At 40.2% G+C, this 24,293-nt stretch carries 24 protein-coding genes and 2 pseudogenes; all 26 read right to left on the reverse strand.

The window, feature by feature from the left end:
- Positions 1–5: 5 nt before the first annotated feature.
- The gene (locus SSIN_RS05085) at positions 6–656 is read right to left on the reverse strand and encodes a DUF624 domain-containing protein (RefSeq protein ID WP_037616469.1); all 651 of its coding nucleotides are present in this window, start codon (positions 654–656) and stop codon (positions 6–8) included.
- 55 nt (positions 657–711) lie between these two features.
- Complete coding sequence (locus tag SSIN_RS05090; protein WP_037616470.1) at positions 712–1,164, reverse strand: NanQ anomerase/TabA/YiaL family protein; 453 nt, start codon at positions 1,162–1,164, stop codon at positions 712–714.
- A 25-nt stretch (positions 1,165–1,189) separates the two neighbouring features.
- Positions 1,190–2,020, reverse strand: coding sequence for a carbohydrate ABC transporter permease (locus SSIN_RS05095; protein ID WP_037616472.1), 831 nt, complete (start codon positions 2,018–2,020; stop codon positions 1,190–1,192).
- A 16-nt stretch (positions 2,021–2,036) separates the two neighbouring features.
- Complete coding sequence (locus SSIN_RS05100) at positions 2,037–2,924, reverse strand: carbohydrate ABC transporter permease (protein WP_037616474.1); 888 nt, start codon at positions 2,922–2,924, stop codon at positions 2,037–2,039.
- A gap of 95 nt (positions 2,925–3,019) precedes the next feature.
- Entirely contained in the window at positions 3,020–4,336 is a 1,317-nt protein-coding gene (locus SSIN_RS05105) for an ABC transporter substrate-binding protein (protein ID WP_037616476.1), read from the reverse strand.
- Between the two features lie 221 nt (positions 4,337–4,557).
- The gene (locus SSIN_RS05110) at positions 4,558–5,694 is read right to left on the reverse strand and encodes an ABC transporter ATP-binding protein (RefSeq protein WP_037616478.1); all 1,137 of its coding nucleotides are present in this window, start codon (positions 5,692–5,694) and stop codon (positions 4,558–4,560) included.
- A gap of 14 nt (positions 5,695–5,708) precedes the next feature.
- A complete protein-coding gene (locus SSIN_RS05115) occupies positions 5,709–6,407 on the reverse strand; it encodes an N-acetylmannosamine-6-phosphate 2-epimerase (protein WP_037616481.1) in 699 nt (232 codons plus the stop codon).
- Between the two features lie 259 nt (positions 6,408–6,666).
- Complete coding sequence (locus SSIN_RS05120) at positions 6,667–7,665, reverse strand: acetylxylan esterase (protein ID WP_037616483.1); 999 nt, start codon at positions 7,663–7,665, stop codon at positions 6,667–6,669.
- A 348-nt stretch (positions 7,666–8,013) separates the two neighbouring features.
- Positions 8,014–8,787 (reverse strand): hypothetical protein, encoded by a 774-nt coding sequence (locus tag SSIN_RS05125; RefSeq protein ID WP_244880075.1) that lies wholly within the window; start codon positions 8,785–8,787, stop codon positions 8,014–8,016.
- A complete protein-coding gene (locus SSIN_RS05130) occupies positions 8,787–9,659 on the reverse strand; it encodes an ABC transporter ATP-binding protein (protein ID WP_037616485.1) in 873 nt (290 codons plus the stop codon). The genes SSIN_RS05125 and SSIN_RS05130 overlap by 1 nt, the downstream gene beginning before the upstream one ends.
- Positions 9,652–10,071 (reverse strand): Msa family membrane protein, encoded by a 420-nt coding sequence (locus SSIN_RS05135; protein WP_037616487.1) that lies wholly within the window; start codon positions 10,069–10,071, stop codon positions 9,652–9,654. The genes SSIN_RS05130 and SSIN_RS05135 overlap by 8 nt, the downstream gene beginning before the upstream one ends.
- A 14-nt stretch (positions 10,072–10,085) precedes the next feature.
- On the reverse strand, positions 10,086–10,655 hold the full coding sequence (locus SSIN_RS05140) for a CPBP family intramembrane glutamic endopeptidase (protein ID WP_082757376.1): 570 nt from the start codon (positions 10,653–10,655) through the stop codon (positions 10,086–10,088).
- Between the two features lie 8 nt (positions 10,656–10,663).
- A complete protein-coding gene (locus SSIN_RS05145; protein WP_052076763.1) occupies positions 10,664–11,404 on the reverse strand; it encodes an amino acid transporter in 741 nt (246 codons plus the stop codon).
- A 1,029-nt stretch (positions 11,405–12,433) separates the two neighbouring features.
- A complete protein-coding gene (locus SSIN_RS05150; RefSeq protein ID WP_037616493.1) occupies positions 12,434–13,348 on the reverse strand; it encodes a helix-turn-helix domain-containing protein in 915 nt (304 codons plus the stop codon).
- A 162-nt stretch (positions 13,349–13,510) separates the two neighbouring features.
- Positions 13,511–16,162 (reverse strand): bifunctional acetaldehyde-CoA/alcohol dehydrogenase, encoded by a 2,652-nt coding sequence (gene adhE / locus SSIN_RS05155; RefSeq protein WP_037616495.1) that lies wholly within the window; start codon positions 16,160–16,162, stop codon positions 13,511–13,513.
- A gap of 291 nt (positions 16,163–16,453) precedes the next feature.
- On the reverse strand, positions 16,454–18,268 hold the full coding sequence (locus tag SSIN_RS05160; protein WP_037616496.1) for an acyltransferase family protein: 1,815 nt from the start codon (positions 18,266–18,268) through the stop codon (positions 16,454–16,456).
- Entirely contained in the window at positions 18,258–18,671 is a 414-nt protein-coding gene (locus SSIN_RS05165; protein WP_037616498.1) for an MORN repeat-containing protein, read from the reverse strand. Before SSIN_RS05165 ends, SSIN_RS05160 begins: the two co-directional genes overlap by 11 nt.
- A 3-nt stretch (positions 18,672–18,674) precedes the next feature.
- Entirely contained in the window at positions 18,675–19,097 is a 423-nt protein-coding gene (locus SSIN_RS05170) for a low molecular weight protein-tyrosine-phosphatase (protein ID WP_037616500.1), read from the reverse strand.
- A gap of 127 nt (positions 19,098–19,224) precedes the next feature.
- Positions 19,225–19,812 (reverse strand): nucleotidyltransferase family protein, encoded by a 588-nt coding sequence (locus SSIN_RS05175; protein ID WP_037616503.1) that lies wholly within the window; start codon positions 19,810–19,812, stop codon positions 19,225–19,227.
- A gap of 24 nt (positions 19,813–19,836) precedes the next feature.
- A complete protein-coding gene (locus SSIN_RS05180; RefSeq protein ID WP_037616505.1) occupies positions 19,837–20,136 on the reverse strand; it encodes a hypothetical protein in 300 nt (99 codons plus the stop codon).
- Positions 20,117–20,509 (reverse strand): hypothetical protein, encoded by a 393-nt coding sequence (locus SSIN_RS05185; protein ID WP_037616507.1) that lies wholly within the window; start codon positions 20,507–20,509, stop codon positions 20,117–20,119. Before SSIN_RS05185 ends, SSIN_RS05180 begins: the two co-directional genes overlap by 20 nt.
- Positions 20,491–20,613, reverse strand: coding sequence for a hypothetical protein (locus tag SSIN_RS11040; RefSeq protein WP_280513235.1), 123 nt, complete (start codon positions 20,611–20,613; stop codon positions 20,491–20,493). Before SSIN_RS11040 ends, SSIN_RS05185 begins: the two co-directional genes overlap by 19 nt.
- Positions 20,614–21,747: 1,134 nt before the next feature.
- Positions 21,748–22,152: pseudogene (locus tag SSIN_RS11145) on the reverse strand (hypothetical protein); the annotation flags it as partial.
- 75 nt (positions 22,153–22,227) lie between these two features.
- Positions 22,228–22,515 (reverse strand): annotated as a pseudogene (locus SSIN_RS05195) (hypothetical protein); the annotation flags it as partial.
- Positions 22,515–22,958: a hypothetical protein gene (locus SSIN_RS05200; protein WP_037616513.1), complete on the reverse strand. Its 444-nt coding sequence runs from the start codon at positions 22,956–22,958 to the stop codon at positions 22,515–22,517. The pseudogene SSIN_RS05195 and the gene SSIN_RS05200, both read right to left, overlap by 1 nt.
- Positions 22,959–23,031: 73 nt before the next feature.
- Positions 23,032–24,030, reverse strand: a complete 999-nt coding sequence (gene ruvB, locus SSIN_RS05205) for a Holliday junction branch migration DNA helicase RuvB (protein ID WP_037616515.1) — start codon at positions 24,028–24,030, stop codon at positions 23,032–23,034.
- Positions 24,031–24,293 lie beyond the last annotated feature (263 nt).

Raw genomic sequence — 24,293 nt, forward strand, 5'->3', positions numbered from 1 at the left:
GTAGATTATAGACTGCTGTATTTAGCGAAGATTTTTTCCAAAATAGGAAGCTGCAAAAAAGCCAGACCTGCAAAGCCGATAAAGGCAAAGAGAGAAAATCCTAACAGCAACACAAAGCCTGAACTATAGATGATGACAAGGATCGCGGCTATAAGTGCCATCATGACAAAGAACCAAGGGAAATTCAGACTTACAATCACTAGGCTGGTCTGTAAAACGTCTCTAAAAGACATGAGAAATTTACCAGCCAAGGGATAAACGCAAAGAGAAAGCAGGATTGTAAAAATAATCATTCCAAAACAAACCGCCTTTAAAACTTGGAAAGACAGGGCTTCCTGCGTCCGAAAAAGCAGGAGGTCAAAGAGACTGAAGCCGACTAAAGCCAATTCCAGCAAGCCCAGTTTGAGTCCTTGCTTCCAATTTTCTCGAAAGATTCGAGTGTAAGTTCTGATTACTTTTACTCGACGGTTTCCCTTGATTTCAAAAAGTGTTTGATAGAGGCTGATCTTGGCAATCCCAATGGTCACCAAGGGCAGACAAGACAAGAGAAAGAGAAGATTGACCGTTATCAAATCCAGGATTTTCTCACAGATTTGCATGAAAAAATTATCCGTATCAAATATAGCTCTGATGAGTCCTGTTCCTTTATCTGACATAAGTTTCTCCTTTCTCTGCCAGCCTGGCACACTCAAAAATCTCGCTAACCTAGGGCTAGTCTATTAAAACTTTAAAAAGATACTTTCTGACATTTTCTTCCAGACCCGCATAGCCATTTGGCTGATGGGCCTCTCCTGGAAAGAAAATCGCAAAATTATGGTAACCCAACAAGAGAGGATAACGATTTTGACAATGAACAAAGCCGATATCTGCCTCTTCATCAAAAGCCGCTGCCTCATCAACCATCTGGCTACCATAGGCAGAATATTCATGCCCTGCTACTAACAGATGAAAATCTGCATATTTTTTATGATATTCAAATTGATCATTGGTCTCTTGATTAAGCGTGTTTTCCTGAACCAAGAGAAAGACCTTATCTCCATCCACTTCATAGCGTCCCAAGTCAAAACTGTCTTTGCGGTGCTCATAGAGATAATCAATCGCTTTATCCAGATTCGGATGAAGGCCCTTGTACCGAGTTACATTTTTTAAATCATCAAAAATCATAGTTTTATTTCCTCTATTGAGCGCCTTATCCTTTGACAGCTCCCATAGTAATCCCTTGGGTGAAGGATTTTTGGAAGATGAGGAAAACTGCTACGATTGGCACTGCCGCCAAAGCCGCACCGGCCATAATCAGACCGTAGTTGGTTGCCATCTCAGCCTGCATAGTCGCAACCCCTAACGAAATCGTCAGATTATTCCGCGAGGTCAACATTACGAGCTGCATGAAGTAGTCATTCCAAGTGTTGATAAAGGTGAAGATTGCCAGAGCAGCAAAGCCTGGTTTGACGATAGGAAAGGCTACACTCCAGAAGGTCCGGATTTCACCACAACCGTCGATCTTAGCTGATTCCAGAAGCTCTGTCGGGATATTTTCACTAAACTGCTTCATAAGGAAGACCCCGAAAGGCCAGCCAACTAAAGGTAAAATCACTGCCCAAAGGGTATCGTGGATTCCCATGAAATTGACAATCCGCACTAGAGGTACTAGGACAACCTGCTTAGGCAAGGCCATAGCTGCGATAAAGATGGCAAAGAGAATCCGTTGCCCGTAAAAGCGTTTCTTAGCCAAAACGTAACCAGCTAAAGATGATGTCGCACAAACCAAGAACATGGTCGCCAGCGAAATGAAGACACTGTTCCACATCCACTGCAAAGCTGGATTCTGAACGGCTAATTGCTGGAAGTTTTCTGCTGTCGGGTTTTGTGGCCACCATTGAGGCGGAATCATAATTGTATCCGGCTGAGATTTAAATGCCCCAGTCAGAATCCAGTAGAATGGAAAGATAAAGAGCACGGTCAAAAGTGCTAAAATCACAGATGAGAACACTTTGAATGAACTAATTTTTTGAGGTTTCATATTCCTGCTCCTTTCTTTAATATTCCACATCATTACCGAGGATCTTGAACTGGGCGAAACTGATAATCGCAATCATAATCGCCAGAAAGACTCCCATGGTGTTTGCATAGCCATATTCAGATAGCTTGAAGGCTTTTTCATATAGATAGTACATAAGCGTACTAGTTGAATAGTTTGGTCCGCCTGATGTCAACAGCTGAATCAAGGCGAAACACTGGAATGAGTTAATAGTTGTGATGATAGCGATATAGAGCGTTGTTGGCAAAAGGCTCGGCCATTTGATTTTCCAAAAGACTTGCATCTCTGTCGCCCCATCCACACGCGCAGCCTCCACTAGAGAGTTGTCGATATTTCCCATAGCTGCAATGTAGAGAATGATTGGCTGACCGACAGATGTTGTCAGCAAAATAACAATGATAGCAGCCAAGGCCCACTGTTTGTCTCCCAACCAAGAAATGTTTTGGTTGATGATGTGACCAGATTTCAAAACAAAGTTCAAAATACCAGACAGGGGATCGTAGATCCACTTCCACACTACCGTCACGGCAACACTACCTGTCACAACCGGTAGGAAGAAGACAAAACGGTAAAAGGAGCGAGAAACAGCATTCATCTCATAGGTCTGTGAAGCTACAAACAAAGAGAAGAGCACAACTACCGGCACAGAGCCGATTACAATAATGACTGTATTAATGAGCGACTTCACAAAAACTGGATCATTGAACATCCGAATATAGTTATCAAAACCAACGAATGTAAATGAAGTCATTGTATAGTTAAAGAAACTAGTGATAAATCCCATTATCATAGGCGCTAAAACAAATACTGTAAAGAATACCAGAATTGGAGCTAAAAACGCATATGATACTAGGGTTTCTTTCATTCTGATTTTATTGACTTTCACAATGAGGTACCCCTCTTTCAAGATTTTCTAACAAAATACCCCTTTTTCTATTTTTAGAGACTGACAACAGAAAAAGGGGCGGATTTTAAACTTGCTTATTTTTTAGTAATCGTTTCGTTTGCTTTTTCAGTAAATGTCTTCAAAGCAGGTTCAACTTTTTCATCTCCATTAGATACAGATTGCAACATTGGGAACCAAAGTGTTCTCATTTCTGCAAAGCCGTCAATGGTGTTGTAGTATGGTGAGTAGTATTGAGTCCAGCTGCTGATTGTTTCCATACGTTTGTCATCATAGAGTTTGCCAAATGATGTACGAACTGGGAAGGCACCTGTACGAACAACGTTCTTAGGACCCCACTCTTTGTCATCAACGATGAATTGCACGAATTTCTTAGCTGCTTCTACTTTCTTGTCGTCTTTGTTGTTAAAGACTGCAAAGCCGTTTACAAGGTATTCAAGAGCTGGTTTGCCTGAGTCTGATGGGAATGGTACTTCTACCACTTCTACTTTGCTTGCTTCCAAAAGTTTAGCTTGAATACCATTTTGTGCTGGTGCCCAAAGAACAGTGTAAGAAGTTTGACCGTTAGCGAAGTTTTGGATGTCTGCTCCGCCATCGTATTGAGAACCATTCATCATGAGGCCATCGTCGATCCAGCTCACTGCTTTTTCAAGACCTTTGACAAATTTCGGATCATCAGTTGTATATTTAGTTACTTTTTCATCTGTAACAGATCCACCATAGAGGTTAGCGATGAAGGCACGAGTTCCTTGGTCACCACCTTGACCGTTACTGAAGAGAGATCCAGGTGTATAGCCTTTTTCTTTAAGCGCTTTCAATACTTTTTCAAAGTCAGCTGTTGTCCATCCTTCTTTAACTAGGTTGAGAACACCTGCATCTTCCAACATTTTCTTATTCATTGCCATGTAGAATGGAGCAGAGCTGATTGGATACATATAAGCTTTGTCTCCAGCCTTGCTGGCTTGGATAATGTTGTCGTTGTTAACATCTTTGACGAAATCATCTGTGAAGAGGTCGTTCAAGTCTGCCAACTTACCGTTTTTACCGTATTGAATAATCCGGCCTGGTGCATCGAAGAGTACGTCTGGTGCTGTTCCAGCTTCGATAGCTGTCGTAATTTTTTCTGGACCTGACTTGAAGTCAATTGTTTCCAAGTTGACATGAATGTCTGGATTTGCTTTTTCAAATGCTTCAATGATGGATTTTTCATAAGTTCCCACACCATCGCTGGCATTTTCTTGAGTAAAGACTGGGAATGCCCACCAAGTAATTTCTGTCTTGCCAGATTTGTCACCAGAGCTAGCCGCTTTATCTGAGCCGCCACCTCCACAAGCTGCTAACGTAAGCACTGCAGCTCCTGCTACCAATGAACAAAGCAATTTCTTCATTTTCATTTGTTTTTCTCCTTTAAAATTAAGATACCAAGCTGACCTGAACAGCTTTTATCTGCATATTTGACTGATGAAATAATTAGTCGTTTTTCCTGTGTTATTCCTTGGGATAAATGTCCATCTATATTTGATTAAAATCCTAAACTTTTAAAAGTCTGATCACTCCTTCTCTGTGACGTTTCTTTTATCCTAAAATAAAGTCAGTCAGTTCATTTTAGGTTGTTTTACAAAGTAATTCGTTTTTGAGTCTCACTATCAAACAGATGACTCTTAGGTAATTTGAAGGTGAAGCGAAGCTTCGAACCCGGCTCCAGATAATTGGAAGCATCTACCTTGGCTGAAAACTCTTGGCTACCCACCTTACAGTAGAGCACTGAGTCACTACCCAGCAACTCTGACACGACAACTTCCGCCTCAACCACATCACCAGGGAAGGTATCTTCTACAATCAAGTCCGCTGATATATCCTCTGGTCGGATACCCAAGATGACTTTCTTACCTTGGTAGCCTTTTTCTGTCAAAAGCTTCTCTTGACCACCTGTCAGGGTAAGATTGAGTTGATCACCATCAGTCAGTTGATGACCAGATACCATCACTTCAAAGAAGTTCATAGCTGGACTACCGATAAAGCCTGCAACAAACTTGTTAGCTGGTTCGTTGTAGAGCTCTTGCGGAGTTCCAACTTGCTCGATACGACCGATAGTTCCCGTACCTGCTTCATTTTTAGTCGCCGACATGATAACAATGCGGTCGGCCAAGGTCATTGCCTCGGTTTGGTCGTGGGTAACGTAGATAGTGGTTGCTCCGATACGGCGGTGGATCTTAGCAATCTCAGCACGCATGGATACCCGTAGTTTCGCATCCAAGTTTGACAAAGGCTCATCCATCAGGAAGACCTTGGCATCTCGGACAATGGCCCGTCCCATTGCTACCCGTTGACGCTGGCCGCCAGAAAGATCGGCCGGTTTGCGATCCAAGAATTCTTTCAACCCCAGAATTTCCGCCGCTTCATGAACCCGCTTGTCAATATCTTCCTTGCTGTACTTGCGAAGCTTGAGCCCGAAAGCCATGTTGTCATAGACTGTCATGTGCGGATAGAGGGCATAGTTCTGGAAGACCATGGCGATATCACGGTCCTTGGGAGCAATATCATTGACCAGAGTCTGATCAATATAGAGCTCACCCTCGGTGATATCCTCCAACCCAGCAATCATGCGCAAGGTCGTAGATTTTCCACATCCAGAAGGACCAACAAAGACGATAAATTCTTTATCTTTGATTTGCAAGTCGAAATTTTCTACAGAGTAGAAATCACTATTAGGATATTTTTTGTAGAGCTTATTTAACTTTAAGGTCGTCATTGCTTTACCTCACTTTATTTTACTGCCGCAACGAAACGCTCGGTGATTTCCTTTGGCCGAGTAATGGCTCCGCCTACTACAATACCGCGGACACCCAAATCATGGATTTGCTTGGCTTGATCTGGATAGTGAATCTTGCCCTCAGCAATCACATCTACTCCCGCATCACAAAGCTTCTTGACCAGTTCAAAGTCTGGTCCGTCTACCTTGGGACTGTAGGAAGTGTAGCCTGATAAGGTTGTACCGACAAAGTCAACACCAGCTGCTACAGCTGCCACGCCTTCCTCAAAGGTACTGATGTCGGCCATCAGCAGTTGCTGCGGATATTTCTCCTTGACTTGGCGGATAAACTCCTCAATCTTCAAACCATCATAGCGTTCTCGCTGGGTGCAGTCCAGAGCGATGACCTCTATATCAAGGGCAGCCAACTCATCCACTTCCCGCATAGTCGCAGTGATAAAAGGCTCCTGTGGCGGATAGTCCCGTTTGATAATCCCGATAATCGGGAGCTCGGTTACTTCCTTAATCTCCTTGATGTCTCGCACGCTGTTGGCTCGAATACCAACTGCCCCACCTTCTTCAGCTGCCTTGACCAAGAGAGGGATGACCCCACCAGCCTCCGTATAGAGGGGCTCATGAGGCAGAGCTTGACAGGAAACGATAATGCCATCTTTGATTTTTGCAATTAATTGATCTTTGCTAATCTGTGACATAAATAATCTCTCCTTTTTCTATGTTTTCTCCGTTCTTTTATAATGTCATTATATACAAAAAATAAAGCGCTTTCAATAAGTTTTGTGATTTAGATTTTAGTTTCTAAAAACCGACTTCCTTTCTTAAAAGCTGAAACTACTTTCAGCCTTCGAAGTGTTTTTGAACAAAAAAGTTACAATATATTTTTAAACATTTATCATAAAAAGCCTGAGATTCTCATAATCTCAGGCTTGGTTTCTTTCTCAGTACTATCTGTTCTTACCAGTCTTTAAAAACTTCCAGCAAAGAAAGATGGTCAATCTTTGAGCCACAAAGCCAGTTGAAGACCCTATCATTGACATAGACATTCATGGCTTCATGCTCGTACTCTGGCATGAGATGGTGCTCCTTAGTACACTCCAGCCGATTGTAAATCGCAAACTGGGTAATCGGATAGCAAACATCGTCAGCCAGTCCCGTTATCATCCGCACGCTCCCTTGAATGCGGTGAGCCATATTTTTTACATCGATATAGGACAAGGTCTGGATAATCTCATCCTCTGTTTCGTGGAAAGGATCGTGGAATTTAAAATAACGAAAGAGCTCATCATAGGCCTCGCTGGTATTGCCAATCTCTAGCACCCGCCGAAAATCTGACAAGAAAGGATAGATAGATACTGTTTGCTTAATGCGCGGATTGAGAGCCGCTGCCACCAAAGCCAAGGCTCCGCCCTGAGAAGCCCCATAACTGGATAGATGCTCCTCGTCCACAAAGTCCAAACTCGCCACAATCTCAATCAAGCTGTAAATATCCAGATAGACATCCTTATAAAAGAGACGCTCTCGTCCATCCACTGCCCCACGGATAATCTGACCCTTGACCGTATTGCCCCTTACAGGCGCCCCTCCATCCAAGGAATAACCTGACTGGCCGCGTACATCCATGGATACGACACCATAGCCAGCAACCGTATAAGCTAGCATATCGGCCCAATCCCAGCCACGCCCCATATAACCGTGGAAATGAAAGATAATCGGAACTTTTTTACTAGATCTGGGAAGGACCATACGTGCATAGGTTCGCCCTTGATTCGTCCCCTCAAAAACTAGCTCATAGCAGGTCACCCCAGCAATTTGAAAATCTTTTTCAATCAGCTGATAGTCCGACAAATCACTCAGACTACGAATCTGCTGATCCCAAAAAGCATCAAAATCCGCTGGAACTTCATCTCTGCCTCTATAATCCTTTGCTTCTGCTAATAAATCTGGGTTGCGCATCTTATCCTCCAACACTATTATTTTTGTAAACCCTTACAAAAATAATAGCACAGCACCTTCCCTTTTTCAATCCTTTGCAATATTAAGAATTTAGTTTCTATTTCTAGAAAATCCTCCATCATATCTGAAACTAGTTTCAAAAATAGGTCGGAGAAGTTCCCTGACCTATTTTTTGAGATTACATTACTAAAAACAGCGTGGTTAAAAATTCCTTATTCAGTAAGTTCCCCATAAATTGTGAAATAAATAAACTCATAATCGTTCCAATAAAGCTCAAGCCTAAGCCAAAAAGAAATTTTGGCTTATTGAGGTACTTGATAATCAACTTCAAGAGTTTTTTGTTCATCCTTAAAACTCCAGACTTTTAAATTTTTTTATACTTAAGGTGTTCAAAACAAGACCATAGACTGCCGTTACCGTCACTGGCCCAACCAATCCAATCCAGATGTTTTCAACTGTCTGCGTAAACTGCTGGTAACCTGTTGGCAAGAGTGCTGCAATTGGGCCCCCTATTGCTGATAGAATCATCATTGTTACTGTCAATACAATGGCAATTGTCATAGTTGTCCCAGTCCCAAAACGTAAAGAGGCAAAGGCTGCTACAGAAATAGCTAAAACTCCTTTTAAGAATACTGTGAAAATACTAACCATCTCTAACAAAGTATAGTAAAGTGTATCCGATACAATTTGAGTTGTCCCAAACTCCATATGTACGACTCGTGTGTAATGAACAAGCAAAGAAGAAGCAAAAAATAATGCAAAATAAATAGAAAGAATAAGGAGAAGACTAAAATATTTTGAGAAGTAAATAGATTTTCTATCAATATCCTTGTAGAGAAACATCGTATGATCATCCGTTTCTCTCCTGAAAACAGAAATTGTCAAAAAGTATAGGGCTAAAGTCGGCAAAATCATCATATCCATCGAATTAAGCATCATATCTGCAAAGTCAATGTAGGCAACCTTACTACCATCCGCATTTGCAATTTGCATAAAATTAGACTCTCCAAAGAAAGAAGCCACTAAATAAACGAGTGGATAAAAACTAAAAGCAAGAAAAATTTTCGTTTCTTTTCGCTTCCAGACCGATTCAAATACTGCTGAAAAAATATTCTTCATCATTATCCTTTCATAAATACTTCCTTGAGATGATTTTCTTTGACATCAATCGATTCAATCATATCATTCTCTGCAAGAACCTTAAAGATTTCATTTAAAGTAGAGCGACTACTAGCTGTAGAAATGTCCAATAGCCTACCCTCAAGCATCACATCAGATGATAAGTAACTGTCTAGTAATGCAGTATTTGCGCTAGGATGTAGGTGAACAACTACACTTGGCTGCTCTTTCCCTTCAAACGAATCCACCAATTTCCCACCTTCAATATATACATATCGATTACACAAGGCCTCTAACTCACCTAACTGATGACTTGAAATCAACATAGAAATCTGACGTTCACTTGACCACTGTTTCAAAATATCAATTAATTTTTGAACACCAATAGGATCTAAGCCAACAAACGGCTCATCTAGAATTAGAAAATCAGGTTCTGCTACTAAAGCAATCGCTAAAGCTGTCCGTTGTTTCATCCCAAACGAGAAACCTTTCGGTTTACGGTTGCGAGCTTCCCAAAGTTCTACTAAACGAAGTGTTTTTTCGATATTTGGGTACAATTCCTGCTTCCCGTGTAATTTGAGATAAAATTTTAAATTATCCATCACAGACATTTCTGGGTAGAAAACTGGATCAATCATAATCCCAAAATCTTCCAACACATTATCTTTGCTATTAATATCAATACCTCTATATGTTATTGTCCCAGATGTTGGTCGTTGAGATTTTGCCATCATTTTCATCAAAGTCGATTTTCCGGCTCCATTCTTACCAATTAAACCAACAATTTCTCCTTTCCCAATTTCAAGAGAGACGTCTGATAGAGAATAAAAATCATTTCCTTTAAACTGTTTTGACAGATTTTCAATTTTAAGCATGTTTTACCCCCTTACTGGAAACCTTATTTGAAATAAAATGCGATGCTAATGACACTCCGTAAAATAGCAAACTAATAAACAAAATCTGTGAACCATCAAATAAGTTCAGTGCAATATCTAGTTGCATATCTTCATCTGATATCATATTCATCTGAGCAAACTCTATCCAAGTACCATTTGATGAGGTCAGATAAGCAAATAAAAGATACGCAGCCACTGATACAGTTGGTAAAACAAGAGCTGTCCAAAATTTCCATTCTCCTTTTTGAACTTTATAAACGATAAAATTCAAGAGTAAAGGAAGTGCATAAATAACTAATAAAACTAAAGGGACTGATAAAAAAGGTAGTAAGTAACTTGTAGCAAGTGCCAGCACTGCATAAATCACAACAGCAAGTAAAAGTAATAACATTTTTTCTCCTTAGATTAAATAATTGATTGATAAAGATTGTAAATCCAATGTCCACCGATAGCGTACTCCAAACCAAATTTTGTCGCCAAAATTGAAAATAGAATACCCAATGGGGTTCTGATGAGTAGATTGTCTATCATAGGATAGTTTAGATGAAGTAAAATACCGAATAACAATGACGCAATAATGATTGACCAAAGGCGGGAATAATTGTTTCTCAACACTTTATAGATGACAAATCGAAATAGAAACTCCTCGCACATGGAAATCACCATTTGATGAAAATACTCATCGCTTTTTAAAAAATAATGATTGACAAGAAAGATAAGCAAGGCAAGACATAGATAGGACTGCCAGTGAAAAACTACATCTGTTTCCTTTGAGTAGAGACCATATTTCAATGAGAAAGTATGAGGAATAAGCATAAAACCAATTGGCATAAAACAAATGAGGGCAATAAGATAAGACAACTGTAGCTGTTGGCTAAAACTTATAAATACGATAGAAGTTCCTAATGAATAGACTAGAAATGCTATACCAATTAAACTGATTGGTGTCATTAAAGATAGAAGATTATATTTCATCATGTTTCCTAAAATTCTATATGTTTAAATTTCTGTTTTCCTTTGATGTAAAAGAAGAGTATATAAAGAACTGATATTCCTACCGCAACTAAGCAAGCTAGTGGAAAATTCTCTTGGGACAAGTCTGCATAGCCGTTTGGAAACAAATAGTTAATCCCAATCAACACAGGAGCAACTGAGGCAGCTAGCGAAAAGAACACTCCCGTTAAAACTGTTTGAACCGTTTTTGAAGTCACCGAAATCATTACTACTAATAGTAGTGTAATCAGATTCAAACTAATAGTAGATAACAATGAAAAAATTGTCGAAAAAATATCTGGAACTTTTTCAGAAATAAAGTTAGCAGGAACAGCTCCTTGTGAGAATAATATACCGTAGTAAGATAGCACGCTTGTCATAACCGTTCCTAGTAGAAATAAAACATATACAACTAATAAACTGCCTAACTTCGCTTTAAAAATCTGTGAGCGATTGATGTCTTTGTATAGAAATAGAATCCCCGAATCAATTTCATCTTTAAAAACAGAGGATATAACGAGTGAGAATAATAAGTTAGGCAATATCAAACGATATTGAGTGCTAATGGTTGTAGCAAGAAACTCTGAAAAATTCCCTGCCAAACCTGTGCTCGTCCCGTCCATAAATTCTGTTAAAAGTGGAACTAATAAAGGAAGAAGTATAAAAATTAAAAATATTTTAACATCCCTTCTGCTAAAAACAGATTTAAATATTGCTTTAAATAGTGTCATTGTCATCTCCTGATTCACTTATTAATAAAATAGAGCTTAAATAACTTACATTAAGCTCCATTTTATTAATAGTTAATATAAAATTAACTATTAATAAAACTAAGACCTTCAATTGTATGCTACTTACTTAAATTGAATGACGGCCACGGGTATAGGTATAGCTGATAATACCGAGGTTAATGGTATTGCGTTTCGATACTTTTTTAATTTGTTTTGCCATTTTATGTCTCCTTTAATCTATTTTGTTCTTTTTAACCATGGCTTTGGATAAGATTGTTTCGTTATGAAGTCACTGTCTTCCAAAATCCAATGATTAGCTAACTGATGTTTCATGCGTTTTGTTCTCCAAATTCTTTATGTTATGTGAATTACTATCATTTAACGATAAATGTAAAACACGGATGCTTACATTTGAATGACAGTTTTTGATACACTGGTGTATAAATTGTCTGCCTCATGCCTCTTCTCCTTTTTCAAACCTATTTTAATTTTTCAAAAAAATCAAAATCCCTAAATGTACGATTGTATTTCAGAGTCATATCAAGTCCCTCTGTGATATCTGATACTGTAATTCTTGCAGTTGGAGAGAGATTTTTCAAAGTATAAACTCTAAGAATATTTCTTTTAACCGTAATCAAGTCTAACAAGTAGCCATTGATCCTTATCTCCACTTGTATAAGAGTATCGTATGACTGTCGAATGACCAATACATCTCGTACGCCACCTCTGTAAAAATTTGGTACATTATTGAATCGTTCGAGTATTACCACACAGTAATTTTTTGTATTTACTTCCACCAACTGATAGAGCTTAGCAAACTAAAAAATTTAAACATTTGCTTTTCCTTTCTGATGTCTTACTTACAAAAATAATTATATCAGCGCAACAAAAAATCACCAATGACAGAAATGTCACTTATTTTTTAACAAATAGATAGTAAAATCCGAACAAAACAAAAAACTTTCGGCAATTACTAATAAAAATACCAAAAGTTTTATTTTTCAAGACATTGATGTCACTATTCACAAACTATCGAATATATTTTTTTATATCTTCCTGCCATTCTCTATCAAGACTCGTTATCAATTCCTCATTTCCAAATATTTGAGCAACCATTTTCGCCTCTTGATACTTACGATTTGCCTCATTAAAATCACACTGAATATAATATTTCCACTCAACCATTAAAATTAATGGTTTCTTTTGAAAATCTCGGGTTCTATTCATAATATAATTTAACTTATCTACTGCCATCTTGAAATAGGAGAACTCTCCAACAAGCTCCAAACAGCACAGTGCTGCAAACAGAGCATCCCGCAATAAATATAAATCTTCCAATTCAGTTTCTTCTATTTGATGACATAGTTTTTTAAATAGAAGAACAATTTCTTCTTGCGTAGTTTCTTTTATAAATCCTGAATTCAATCCATCCATTAATGCACAGAGAAAATAAAGTCTTAATTTCAATAATGTACTAGTATGAAACGGTTCTATGTCGACTAGATTGTCAGAACTATTCTCCAACACACCTTGACCATATAATGAATTTTGGCCTGCCCGCACCTGCTCAATCGCCTGCAAGCAATCAATCATTATCTGCTCATCTCTTGGAAGATTGTCATAAAAGTCCTCAAAGATTTCATCAAAATACGCATCTTTTTGTTCTTGCAGTTCCTTATCCCCATAGTCAGGGTGATGAAGCAGAAAGTACTTGATTTCCTTATAACGCTCTGGCAACTCTTGATAGTCAGGCATGAGGATATAGGCTGGAATCTCCAATTTTTCTGCGATATGCTCCAGAGTTTTCAGAGTGGGATGAAACTCTCCTTTTTCGATACGTGCCAACTGGCGGACAGACAAACCAGATTCATCATCACAAAAGGCCGGACGGCTCAAACCCTTCTTTTTGCGTAACTCCTCTATTCTTTTACCAACATTATTCATCAACTAGAACCCTCATTATTGTTTGAAAAATAAATAATTTAATTACCAAACTTTTTTATTTTCTTATTATATCATAATTCCTCCAATCACGCCAAAAAAATAATTCCTCCAATCACGCCAAAAAAAGGTAGGATTTCTCCTACCTTGTGGTTGATAACTATATTATTTGCGACGTCCTGGACGTTCTGCATAGCCATAGTAAGCGTCAGCCATGATTTCTTCCATATCAGCTACCATTGGCAAGCGTGGGTTAGCTGGTGAACATTGGTCTTCATAAGCTAGAAGAGCAATTTCATGCAAGCTGTCCTTCCAAGTCTTCTCATCAATTCCGAATCCTTTGAAGTTCATTGTAATACCAACTGCTTCACCAAGGTCGTAAACAGCTTTGGCATATGCTTCAACCGCTTCTTCAGGAGTTGAGCATGGCAAGCCAAGCATACGAGCGATGTCTTGGAATTTTTCATCAGCTTTCCAGTAGTTGTACTTAGGCCAAGTCGTTGTCTTAGATGGACGAGTACCGTTGTAGCGGATAACGTATGGAAGTAAGATTGCATTGGTCCGTCCGTGAATAGTGTGGTGCACACCACCGATCTTGTGGGCCATTGAGTGGCTCATTCCAAGGAAGGCGTTGGCAAAGGCCATACCAGCCATTGTAGAAGCGTTGTGCATCTTTTCGCGAGCTTCTGGATCAGCTGTTTTCACAGATTTTTCCAAATATTTGAAGACTAATTTGATAGTTTGAAGGGCAATACCATCTGTGTAGTCGTTAGCAAAGTTAGAAGTATAGGCTTCAGTCGCGTGGGTCAATACGTCCATACCGGTATCTGCTGCGATAAATGCTGGAACAGTTTCTACCAAAGCAGGGTCAACAATCGCAATGGTTGGAGTCAAAGCATAGTCAGCAAGTGGGTATTTGCGGTTGTTTGCTTTATCAGAGATAACGGCAAATGGAGTCACTTCTGAACCTGTACCAGATGTTGTAGGGATACCGATATATTTAGCTTTCTTACCAAGTGATGGGAATTTGAAGGCACGTTTACGGATATCCATGAATTTTTGAACAAGGTCGCTGAAGTCAACTTCTGGCTGTTCGTAGAACATCCACATACCCTTAGCAGCGTCCATTGGAGAGCCACCACCGAGTGCGATGATTGTATCTGGTTCAAAGGCACGCATTTCTTCTGTACCACGACGGATAGTTGTAATATCTGGATCTGGCTCTACATCTGAGAAGACTTGGATTGTCACTTTGTTCTTACGGAGATTCAACTGGTCAATTACACGTTGAACAAAACCAAGTTTTTCGATGGACTTATCGGTAACAATCATAACGCGTTCAATATCTTCACATGTTTGAAGGTATTGGATAGAGTTGCGCTCGAAGTAAATTTTTGAAGGAACTTTAAACCATTGCATATTATTTCTACGTTTCCCTACTTTCTTGATGTTTAAGAGGTTAATAGCGCTAACGTTATCACCAACTGAGTTACGTCCGTATGAACCACATCCAAGTGTCAAGGATGGAATGAAGGCATTATATACATCCCCAATACCACCGAAAGTAGATGGAGAGTTCCAGATAATCCGCATAGCTTTGATTTCAGTACCAAAGCGTTTAGCAAGAGCTTCATCTTTTGTATGGATAGCAGCTGAGTGACCAAGTCCGTTAAATTCAACCATTTGACGAGCTTTTGTAAGACCGTCTTCTGTATCTTCAGCTTTCAAGACAGCAATAACTGGTGAAAGTTTTTCGCGAGTCAATGGCTCATTTGGACCTACTTCCGCACATTCTGCAGCCAGGATGTTTGTACCTTCTGGTACTTTGAAGCCTGCTTGTTCTGCAATCCATGCAGCTGGTTTCCCTACAATATTTGCATTTAGTTTAGCACCAGCACAGTTTTTGCTGTTTGCTTTAGCGCCAAAGCAGAATTCTTCCAGAAGGGCTTTTTCTTTTTTGTTTACAAAATAAGTGTGGTATGACTTGAATTCTTCTACAAATTCGTCATAAACTTCCTTGTCAATGATAACAGCTTGTTCAGATGCACAGACCATTCCATTGTCAAATGATTTAGACATAACAATGTCATGTGCTGCTTGACGAAGGTCTGCAGATTTTTCTACATAGGCAGGCACGTTTCCGGCACCAACCCCAAGAGCTGGTTTTCCGCATGAGTAAGCAGCCTTAACCATGGCATTCCCACCGGTCGCAAGGATCGTAGCAATACCATCGTGGTTCATAAGCGCACCTGTCGCTTCCATAGATGGTTGTGTAATCCATTGCACACAGTTTTCAGGAGCTCCTGCTGCAATCGCTGCGTCGCGTACGATTTGCGCTGCGTGAGCTGAAGATTCTTGTGCAGATGGGTGGAAAGCAAAGACGATTGGATTACGTGTCTTCAAAGCAATCAATGATTTGAAAATTGCTGTTGCAGTTGGGTTGGTCGTTGGAGTGATCCCGCAGACTACTCCGACAGGCTCTGCAATTTTAGTTAAGCCAGTAATCGGATCATCTTCAATGACACCAACAGTTTTAACTCCACGCATATTGTTGACAACGTGTTCGCAGGCAAAAAGGTTTTTTGTTGCCTTGTCTTCAAATACACCACGTCCAGTTTCTTCAACAGCATGTTGAGCAAGGATTCCGTGAGCATCCAAAGCAGCAACTGAAGCTTTTGCTACAATATAATCCACTTGCTCTTGGTTCAATTTTCTCATTTCTTCAAGAGCTACCAGACCTTTTTGAACAAGTTCATCAACATGCTTTTCAGCAGCCAATTTCTTTTCCTCAGGTGTTACAATTTTTTTATCCGCCATCATAGTCCTCCAATGGTTTCTTAGAAGGCTTGAAGAATCTTCAGCCTTTGTTAAAATTTTCACAATAACATTATACCTTATTTGCCTGTATTTGTAAACACTTTCAACAAAATTTCACATACTTTATTGGAAACTTTGTGAAGTAAATTATCACCCCCTCTAAATTCACGGTTTCCGCTTATCGCTTGTGAAATTTATTTTCTGTGTTTTTATTATTTCACATACTTCTTAAAATGTCGGAAAGCGCTTTCATACAGTGACTAAAGATAGCTCGGTTAATCCGAGCTATCTTTATGGTTTAACGTTTCCGGCCTCGGCTTGATCCAACGCTTGTTTAATCGTATTGGCATAGAGAAGTCCGCCTTCTTTCATTGATTCTGTATCTGAACCATAATGAACATAGTCTGTACCAGCCCAAATCTGCGGATTGTCTATAGCTACTTGATACCAGTCTGCCACATGAACAAAATCATACTTCTGGGCAAGCTCTAATTCGTACTGCCGCGTTTTAACCAGAATGCTATTGGAGTCTCCGGCCGTGCGTCCGTCATAAGGAGTTACCAGAATCAGAGTATGACCTTTTGGCAGGTTCTCAATATACTGGTTTAGCATCTCTTCATAATTGTCAACTGTATTAGTCCCCAAAGCCAATACAACATTTTTTAAAAGAAGATGATTAGAAATATCGTTTTGATACACTTCAAATCCCGAATTAAAATTCCGGCTGACGATAGCATCTAATTGAACATTCGGAATCACTTGTTGCAGCCATTCACTTGAGCGAAGGGCAACCGAATCCCCAATCATGGTTGTGCCTGCAGCTACATTATAATCTGTGGCTGTTGTTTGATCCACATGACTGCGAGTTGCCTGCATTTTCGTATCTGCCTGATTTAAAGCATTGACAATCAGGCTTTCCTCAAAGGCTCCGACAGATGGCGCTGTCACGGTGATAGAAAACAGAATAAGTGTCAGCGGAATGAAACTGTAGAAGACCGGCTTAGTAATAGATGATAAATCCATCTCGGTTCCCATAATCTTTGGTTGTCGTCCTGCCAGAGTAGGCTCCAAAATATAGAAAGAGAGAGCTGCAAAGCTGAAACTCAAAATTGTTGTCAACAGCACAGCCCAGCCATTGCTCATCAGCTGGGTAAAGATGATGTAAAAAGGCCAGTGGAAGAGATAGACGCCATAACTGGTATCTGCGATAAAGTTGACAAATTCGGGCTCCTTCACATCTGGCAATCTGTCGTGCAACATGCGGGTTGCTGCTATCATGACACAGGCCAGAAGCGTCGAAGCCATAAAACCAAATAAATAGGTCCACAAGCTGTCAAATTTCAAAATGAAACTGAGTAAGATAAGAATGGCAAAACTTCCGCCCAGAGCAGCTAATACTTGCTTGAGGTTGACAATTTTTTCCAGTTTCTTCATCTGAACGCCAACATTTCCGACTCCAGAAAAAGTCGCAAGTGCTGTCCCTGCAAAGAAAGGAAAAACATGAGTCAGACTTGAAAAATAAATATTAGAGTAGTTTTTGCTAACGAAAGCTCCAATAAACATAGAAAAGAAGCTGAGCAGAAAGAGAGCTGCTGAAGCGAGAGAAATCATCCCTCGATACTGAGCGACTGATTTGCTGAGCTTGCTAAGTCCCCAGGCAGCCAATCCCCATAAAACATAGTAGTGCACTTCTAGCGCCAAACTCCAAGTGTGAATCAGCAAATGCGGTACAAACTGACTTTCATAACTTCCGCCCGACAGCATTTCATAAAAATTGGTCACAAAGCCAAGAGCAGCCGCAATCTGAGTACCAATACCTGCTATAAAATCTCGACGAATCAACAAAGTAAAGGGCATGATGACCAAAATCATAAACCCTAGGGGAGGAACGATGCGATAAAAGCGCCGTTTCAGAAAGCCCAAAATGTCAATCGTCTTGTTCCGCGCAAACTCATCAATCAACAGCGAGGTAATCAAAAATCCTGAAAAAGTGAAAAAGATATCCACTCCAATAAAACCTCCAGGGAAGACACCCTGAAAGTAATGATAGAGTAAAACTAAGACCAGTCCAGTAATCCTGACCAGTGAAAACCATCTAATGCGCATTTTGATAAATCCCTTGCTTGAATGTCCCTTCGTAGATAACATTGCCTTCTGTCGTTAGTTTGCCTTTGCCATCGGCCTGGCCATTGACAAATTCGCCCTCATATTTCCAACCGGACTGTGAAGTAAAGGTACCCTTGCCGCTGAAAATACCATTTTTGAAGTTCCCTGTATAGCTGTCCCCATTTTTGAAAGCAAGAGTGCCTTGGCCGTTCATTTTCCCGTGGACAAGACTGCCTTCGTATTTGATATTTCCCTGATCCAGCGTCAGTACACCCTTGCTAGGAATATTTGATGTAAAAACTAGAATAGCTGACAGCACGATGACGGTCACTGCGGCTATTTCTAGATTTTGACGAGTCAGATAGACCTTGTATTTATCGTAAAATTCTTTTATTTTATCCATTTTTCACCCATTTAATCGCTCTAGCCAACTGTGGCAACCAGCCAAAATCAGTTCATAAGTTTCATCGAAATCGCCTGTGTACCAGGGATCCGGTACACCAAATTCGGCAAACTGGTAGATTTTATCCTGAAAATCTGCCGGCGCCATCCGCCGCAAATCGCGAATGTTGGACTCATCCATGCCGACAATATAGTCAAATTCTGCAAAATCCTGAGCTGAAATCTGCTGAGAAGTTTTTCCTTTATCATAAGAAATAGCATATTTCTTAAAAATTGCTTGGGTTCCTTGATGAATGGGATTGCCGTGCTCCCAATTAGACGTCGCCCGGCTTTCAATCTGCAGACCATCGGACAAACTTTTCATTACAAACTCTGCCATCGGACTGCGGCAGATATTTCCCAAACAAACAAATACAATTTTCTTCATAAGTCTATTATATCAAAATAAAAAGAAAACTGCGGTTCTTTCTCGATTATTCTGTAACAGCGGCGCCGAGAAATGAAAAACCACCACATTGGGCGGTAAGATACTAAAATTTAAAAAGAATACTTGTTTAAATCGAGGATTTCTTTTCCTCAGAAGGAAATACAAAACTTAATTGTGGCCATTTATCTTGCCAATTTTTCTTGCTGAGTCTTTGAGCATAGAGCTTTTTTCGCTCCTCATCCGCCAAAAAATGTGGCGTTGGTCGCACCTGAAATGCTCGAATATCCTCCAAACCATAGGGAGCAAAAAGTTCCAGTTTATCATTTGCTATCAAGCGCAGGCCGATGGCCGTACAGCGCTCAGGGTACTGAGTCATAGCATCTTTTGAGCAGCTATAAGGCTGGGTATTGGGACTATGGATGTGCATATAGACTTGATTTTTCAATTCCCAACGATAATCGGGAAAAGTTTCCCTTAGCTCCATTTCCAACTGCAAGGTTTGTTCATAAGAAATAGTCGGATCAAAGAAAATCACATCTACATCCGTGTTGGGGTCAAAGCCTGATTTGCCAGACAAGATATTCCAGATAAAATTTCTCACGCATCCAGCGGCTAGCCAAGAATCCTGAAGCTGTAGAGTGCGAATAATTTCCAAAATCCTTCGGATGTTCTGATCCTGACTAAGTCTCTCTAAAATTTCCTCGTCTGTCATCATTCCTCCAAATAAGGCGGGGGGTATCTATCGTTCTCCTACGCTATCATACTTAGCGAGCATATTGGGAACATATGTCTCAAGACTCTTACGAATATTGCCTCGAATAGCTGTATCCATCTGAGCGTTGATACTCGTGATAGCTACCTTAGTATCTCTAGCTATAACCTTAGCATTTGACTTAAAACTTTCTTTCAGCTGATCACGATCAGCATTTGCGACTCTGGCTTCTGCTAGAATTCGATTTCTCTCCATCATTCTATACATTTGCCTTAGAGCGTACTCGTACTCTACATCAGTATAATATTCATTGATTGGCACTTGCATAATCTCTCCTCAACTGATTATATTCTTCCTCTAAGTCATTGCGTTTCCGACGAAAAGCTTTCTCCCACTCATCTTCTTCCTCTTCCAAGTCGGCTCGCTTCCGTTTATAGGCTAATTCCGACTGCCATCGTAAATTTTCTATCTCAGAAAAGCAATCTCTCAAATCACTTGAGGAAGCAGAGAATCGTTTCAATGTTTGATACATCTTGTCGGCCTCTTCATCTACGGCTCTGTGTAATCGTTCAGAGCGTTCATCTAACTCCCGAAAACGAGTTTCAAAATTTTTCTTTTCAAGAAGGTGTTTCTCCTCAAACTCAATCAACTCCTTCTCTTTTCTGTCGACAGTTTCCCAACTTACATTTCTGCCTTCCATTGCTGAAACTCCTTAGCTAATTGCGCATCCGTTGTCAATACTTGATCAATAGCAGCCTGTAGCTGACTATCTAGCCGCTCAAAAGCTGCGGCCGAATCCGACATCTGAGCGTCAGTGTGATTAATCTCAGCTTCAAATGCATCTACATATTGTGCTCACGTCACACCTTGACTGGCAAAAATCGCTTCCACCTCATCAGCTGACAAAGCTGTATAGCTACCAAAATCAATCTTAGACCAGAGAGCCCCTATTTCTTCCTTGGCCACTTTAGCCAATGTAGCGACTTCATCTGCTCCAGTCCGCGCAGCGGCCACCATGTTCGATGACAAGATCTGACCTTGGGCCGCATCCAGATAAATCTCTTCTGAACTGCTGATGCGATTCGAAGCCCACTTGCCCTTCAGCTCTCGATAATGGGACATCCCGCGCAAACTGTTGGTATAGGCTCTAAAAACTCCACTAGTCAAAGGTTTGCCACCTTTACCATCAATCACTTGACCTGTTACGGGATCAAATACCCAATCATAAATGTTGTGACTATCTCCCTTGTAATCTACCCAATATATCCTAGTTAAATCGCTTTTGAAATTTAAAAGCTCTGGGATATTGCCATCGTTATAAACAACAACATTATCATGACGCTTACGATAATCGGCAAACATAGCTGGATTATTTTGAATATATTCTTTTTCTGCTTCTGAAAAATGGGAATACAAGAACCATGTGTTGAAAGTAGTAGTTGGAATGTGATATTTAGCGCCAATTTTAAGCATATAGGATCCCTGTGAGTAGCCGGTCAACTGACTAACCTCATATTTGGGGTTATCCATAATCTCCTTAACAAACTTGTCCGCCACCTCGTACTGGGGTGAAAGAGGTGATAAAGCAGTGAAAACATCACGCGAAAGCGGACCAAATTTATTAACCAGACTGTTAGGATCCGTCCCTGCTGCAACAACAGCAACGCTTTTATAATCCGGTTTGCCATTGATAATCGGTGCAACTGCCATACCATCAAACCCAGTTTCAGGGTCAGATTTGGTCGCAATGACTTGAAACTCTTGTTTGTCAACTTTGATTTCATTGACTTCCTTCAAAGCATCAAGAGCAGGATTTGGATCTGGTGAACTGACAACAACTGAGTAACCATTTCTTTTAGCAAAATCTGGAGCAACACTATATACATTTGGGTATTTGTTCAAATAATTTAACTCTTTATCAGTGTAAATATATGTCATTTTTTCTCTTTCTTCCCCATTGGAATAATAAACTACAACCTCAGAAACAGTTTCTCCTCTTCTTTTATTTAAAAATTTATCTTGCTCATTGGTAATAGAGCCATTATAATTTTGTGTCTCCTCTAAAGAATGTCCTATTCTATATTTTATTTCCTGTTTATCTGAAAATCGAATATCTACATCACAGGACCAAGATCCAGGTGGATAAGTATAATCAGGATTCGTTATCTTAATCTCCTCAATCCCCTCATAAGAATTCTTTAGTGCCTTGACAAGGCTCACTTCATACTCTCGGTTGCGGCGTTCTTCTTCTGTTTTTAATCTAAACATTTGCATACCTCCTAGTATCACTAATGCTATGCCAACTATGGACAAGATGAGCCATTTTGAAGTTCGTTTTTTCATCTGCTTTCTCCTTTATCTTTATTCTACTATAAATTATAACTAATTCACACTAAGATAAAGATATTCTTTGTTTTTAGGATCCGTCCCTGCTGCAACAACAGCAACGCTTTTATAATCCGGTTTACCATTGACAATCGGCGCAACTGCCATACCATCAAAACCTGTCTTAGGATCTGCCTTAGTCGCAATAACACGAAATTCCTGACCATCTGAAGTCGTAATGGTGTCGGTTTCGTTATTATTCTTTGGATTAGACGTCGCTAATTTCTGTTTATTCCGATCTGAAAAGTCTTTATTCACACTGTAGACAGCATAATCCTGATTCAAACCATTCAATTGTTCATCTGTATAATTAAACGACATTATACTTCTCCTCTCTCGCTATTAGAATAGATAACTAATATTTTGGATGAAGTTTTCCCCCTATGACTTTGAAGCCTCTCCCATTGCTGATCAATTTCTTCATCTGTCTTTCCTTTCATTACCCCTTCATAATTTTCTGAAAATTCTAAGCGATGATTGATTCCATATACGATTTTTTCTCCATCTTTAAATCTTATATCTACATCACAAGACCATGATTCTAAAATTTCCGTGAAATTAGGATTCGTTATCTTAACTTCCTCAATCCCCTCATAAGAATTCTTCAGTGCCTTGACAAGGCTTACTTCGTACTCCCGATTGCGGCGTTCTTCTTTAAATTTGCCAAGCATACTGAACAGCAATATACCTCCTGATGTGGTGATCGCCAAAAGTAAAACGATGAGCAGACTTTTACGGTCTTTTGTGAATCTATTTGTTGGCATTTTCTATATCCTCCTTTACCCCTATTATATTATAACTCCAAATCAGAATATCATGAAAAGGAATGACAGTCCATCATTCCTTCATATATTCATACCCTAAATGCTCATAAGCTTTACGAGTCGCCACGCGCCCAGTCCGAGTCCGCATGACAAAGCCTTTCTGAATCAGGTAAGGCTCATACATGTCCTCCACCGTTTCACGCTCCTCGGCGATATTGACCGAGAGAGTACCCAGCCCCACTGGACCGCCATCGTAGACCTCAATCATAGTCTTTAAAATCTTCTGGTCTACGTAGTCTAACCCTTCCTGATCCACGTCCAGCATGGTGAGGGCCTGATCGGTTATCTTATCATCAATCAGACCATTCCCCATAATCTGCGCATAGTCCCGCACCCGCTTGAGCAGACGGTTGGCAATCCGCGGTGTCCCTCGGCTGCGCAAGGCCAGTTCCTTAGCAGCCTCGTGGGTAATATCCATCTCAAAAATCTCTGCCGTCCGCTCGACAATTTCAGTCAAGTCGCCAGCTTCATAATACTCCATGTGACCAGTAATCCCAAAGCGAGCCCGCAGAGGATTGGACAGCATGCCTGCCCGAGTGGTCGCCCCAATCAGAGTGAAAGGCGGCAAATCCAGATGGACGCTACGGCTGGTCTCGCCTGAGCCAATCATAATGTCAATGTAAAAATCTTCCATGGCACTGTAAAGCACTTCCTCTACCGCCATTGGCAAGCGATGAATCTCATCTATAAAAAGAACATCACCTGGCTCCAAATCATTGAGAATCGCTACCAAGTCGCCAGCCTTTTCAATAACTGGACCTGAAGTCTGTTTGAGATTAACACCTAGTTCATTAGCAATGACAAAGGCCATTGTCGTCTTCCCTAGACCCGGGGGACCAAAAAGCAGGGTGTGGTCTAATGCCTCATCCCTCAGCTTAGCTGCTTCAATAAAAATCTTCAGCTGATCCTTGACCTTGTCTTGGCCGATATATTCTTGTAAATACTGAGGGCGAAGAGTGCGTTCCACCAATTCCTCATCACCCATCAATTCATTATCTAAAATTCTACTCATAGAACTATTATAGCAGAAAATAGAGCAGAAGAAGCAAATCTGACACGCGTCTGAACACAAAAAAAGACCGCCCGATTGGGTGGTCTTTTTGGGAGATTATTATGAAAAAGTCTTAGGATTTCTATCAAACAAAGTTAGGAGGTCCTCATTTGATGATATTAGTATAACGCGCTTATCTTAAAATTTGCTTAAAGAAAAATACGGCTCTATAATTTCTGTAGTGGGTAAATCCACCGCAGGGATTATGGAGCCTATTTTGTTGT

Source organism: Streptococcus sinensis, from assembly GCF_000767835.1.
GTDB classification, from domain to species: domain Bacteria; phylum Bacillota; class Bacilli; order Lactobacillales; family Streptococcaceae; genus Streptococcus; species Streptococcus sinensis.

Coding starts and splice junctions, on each gene's coding strand:
- SSIN_RS05125 (WP_244880075.1), bottom strand. CDS start 8,787: ATGATGAAGAATATTTTTTCAGCAGTATTTGAATCGGTCTGGAAGCGA.
- SSIN_RS05180 (WP_037616505.1), bottom strand. CDS start 20,136: ATGCAAGTGCCAATCAATGAATATTATACTGATGTAGAGTACGAGTAC.
- SSIN_RS05130 (WP_037616485.1), bottom strand. CDS start 9,659: ATGCTTAAAATTGAAAATCTGTCAAAACAGTTTAAAGGAAATGATTTT.
- SSIN_RS05140 (WP_082757376.1), bottom strand. CDS start 10,655: ATGAAATATAATCTTCTATCTTTAATGACACCAATCAGTTTAATTGGT.
- SSIN_RS11040 (WP_280513235.1), bottom strand. CDS start 20,613: ATGTCGGATTCGGCCGCAGCTTTTGAGCGGCTAGATAGTCAGCTACAG.
- SSIN_RS05090 (WP_037616470.1), bottom strand. CDS start 1,164: ATGATTTTTGATGATTTAAAAAATGTAACTCGGTACAAGGGCCTTCAT.
- SSIN_RS05200 (WP_037616513.1), bottom strand. CDS start 22,958: ATGCCAACAAATAGATTCACAAAAGACCGTAAAAGTCTGCTCATCGTT.
- SSIN_RS05115 (WP_037616481.1), bottom strand. CDS start 6,407: ATGTCACAGATTAGCAAAGATCAATTAATTGCAAAAATCAAAGATGGC.
- SSIN_RS05105 (WP_037616476.1), bottom strand. CDS start 4,336: ATGAAAATGAAGAAATTGCTTTGTTCATTGGTAGCAGGAGCTGCAGTG.
- SSIN_RS05160 (WP_037616496.1), bottom strand. CDS start 18,268: ATGCGCATTAGATGGTTTTCACTGGTCAGGATTACTGGACTGGTCTTA.
- SSIN_RS05175 (WP_037616503.1), bottom strand. CDS start 19,812: ATGATGACAGACGAGGAAATTTTAGAGAGACTTAGTCAGGATCAGAAC.
- SSIN_RS05120 (WP_037616483.1), bottom strand. CDS start 7,665: ATGCGCAACCCAGATTTATTAGCAGAAGCAAAGGATTATAGAGGCAGA.
- SSIN_RS05095 (WP_037616472.1), bottom strand. CDS start 2,020: ATGAAACCTCAAAAAATTAGTTCATTCAAAGTGTTCTCATCTGTGATT.
- SSIN_RS05150 (WP_037616493.1), bottom strand. CDS start 13,348: ATGAATAATGTTGGTAAAAGAATAGAGGAGTTACGCAAAAAGAAGGGT.
- SSIN_RS05185 (WP_037616507.1), bottom strand. CDS start 20,509: ATGGAAGGCAGAAATGTAAGTTGGGAAACTGTCGACAGAAAAGAGAAG.
- adhE (WP_037616495.1), bottom strand. CDS start 16,162: ATGGCGGATAAAAAAATTGTAACACCTGAGGAAAAGAAATTGGCTGCT.
- SSIN_RS05170 (WP_037616500.1), bottom strand. CDS start 19,097: ATGAAGAAAATTGTATTTGTTTGTTTGGGAAATATCTGCCGCAGTCCG.
- SSIN_RS05145 (WP_052076763.1), bottom strand. CDS start 11,404: ATGACACTATTTAAAGCAATATTTAAATCTGTTTTTAGCAGAAGGGAT.
- SSIN_RS05110 (WP_037616478.1), bottom strand. CDS start 5,694: ATGACGACCTTAAAGTTAAATAAGCTCTACAAAAAATATCCTAATAGT.
- SSIN_RS05165 (WP_037616498.1), bottom strand. CDS start 18,671: ATGGATAAAATAAAAGAATTTTACGATAAATACAAGGTCTATCTGACT.
- ruvB (WP_037616515.1), bottom strand. CDS start 24,030: ATGAGTAGAATTTTAGATAATGAATTGATGGGTGATGAGGAATTGGTG.
- SSIN_RS05085 (WP_037616469.1), bottom strand. CDS start 656: ATGTCAGATAAAGGAACAGGACTCATCAGAGCTATATTTGATACGGAT.
- SSIN_RS05135 (WP_037616487.1), bottom strand. CDS start 10,071: ATGTTATTACTTTTACTTGCTGTTGTGATTTATGCAGTGCTGGCACTT.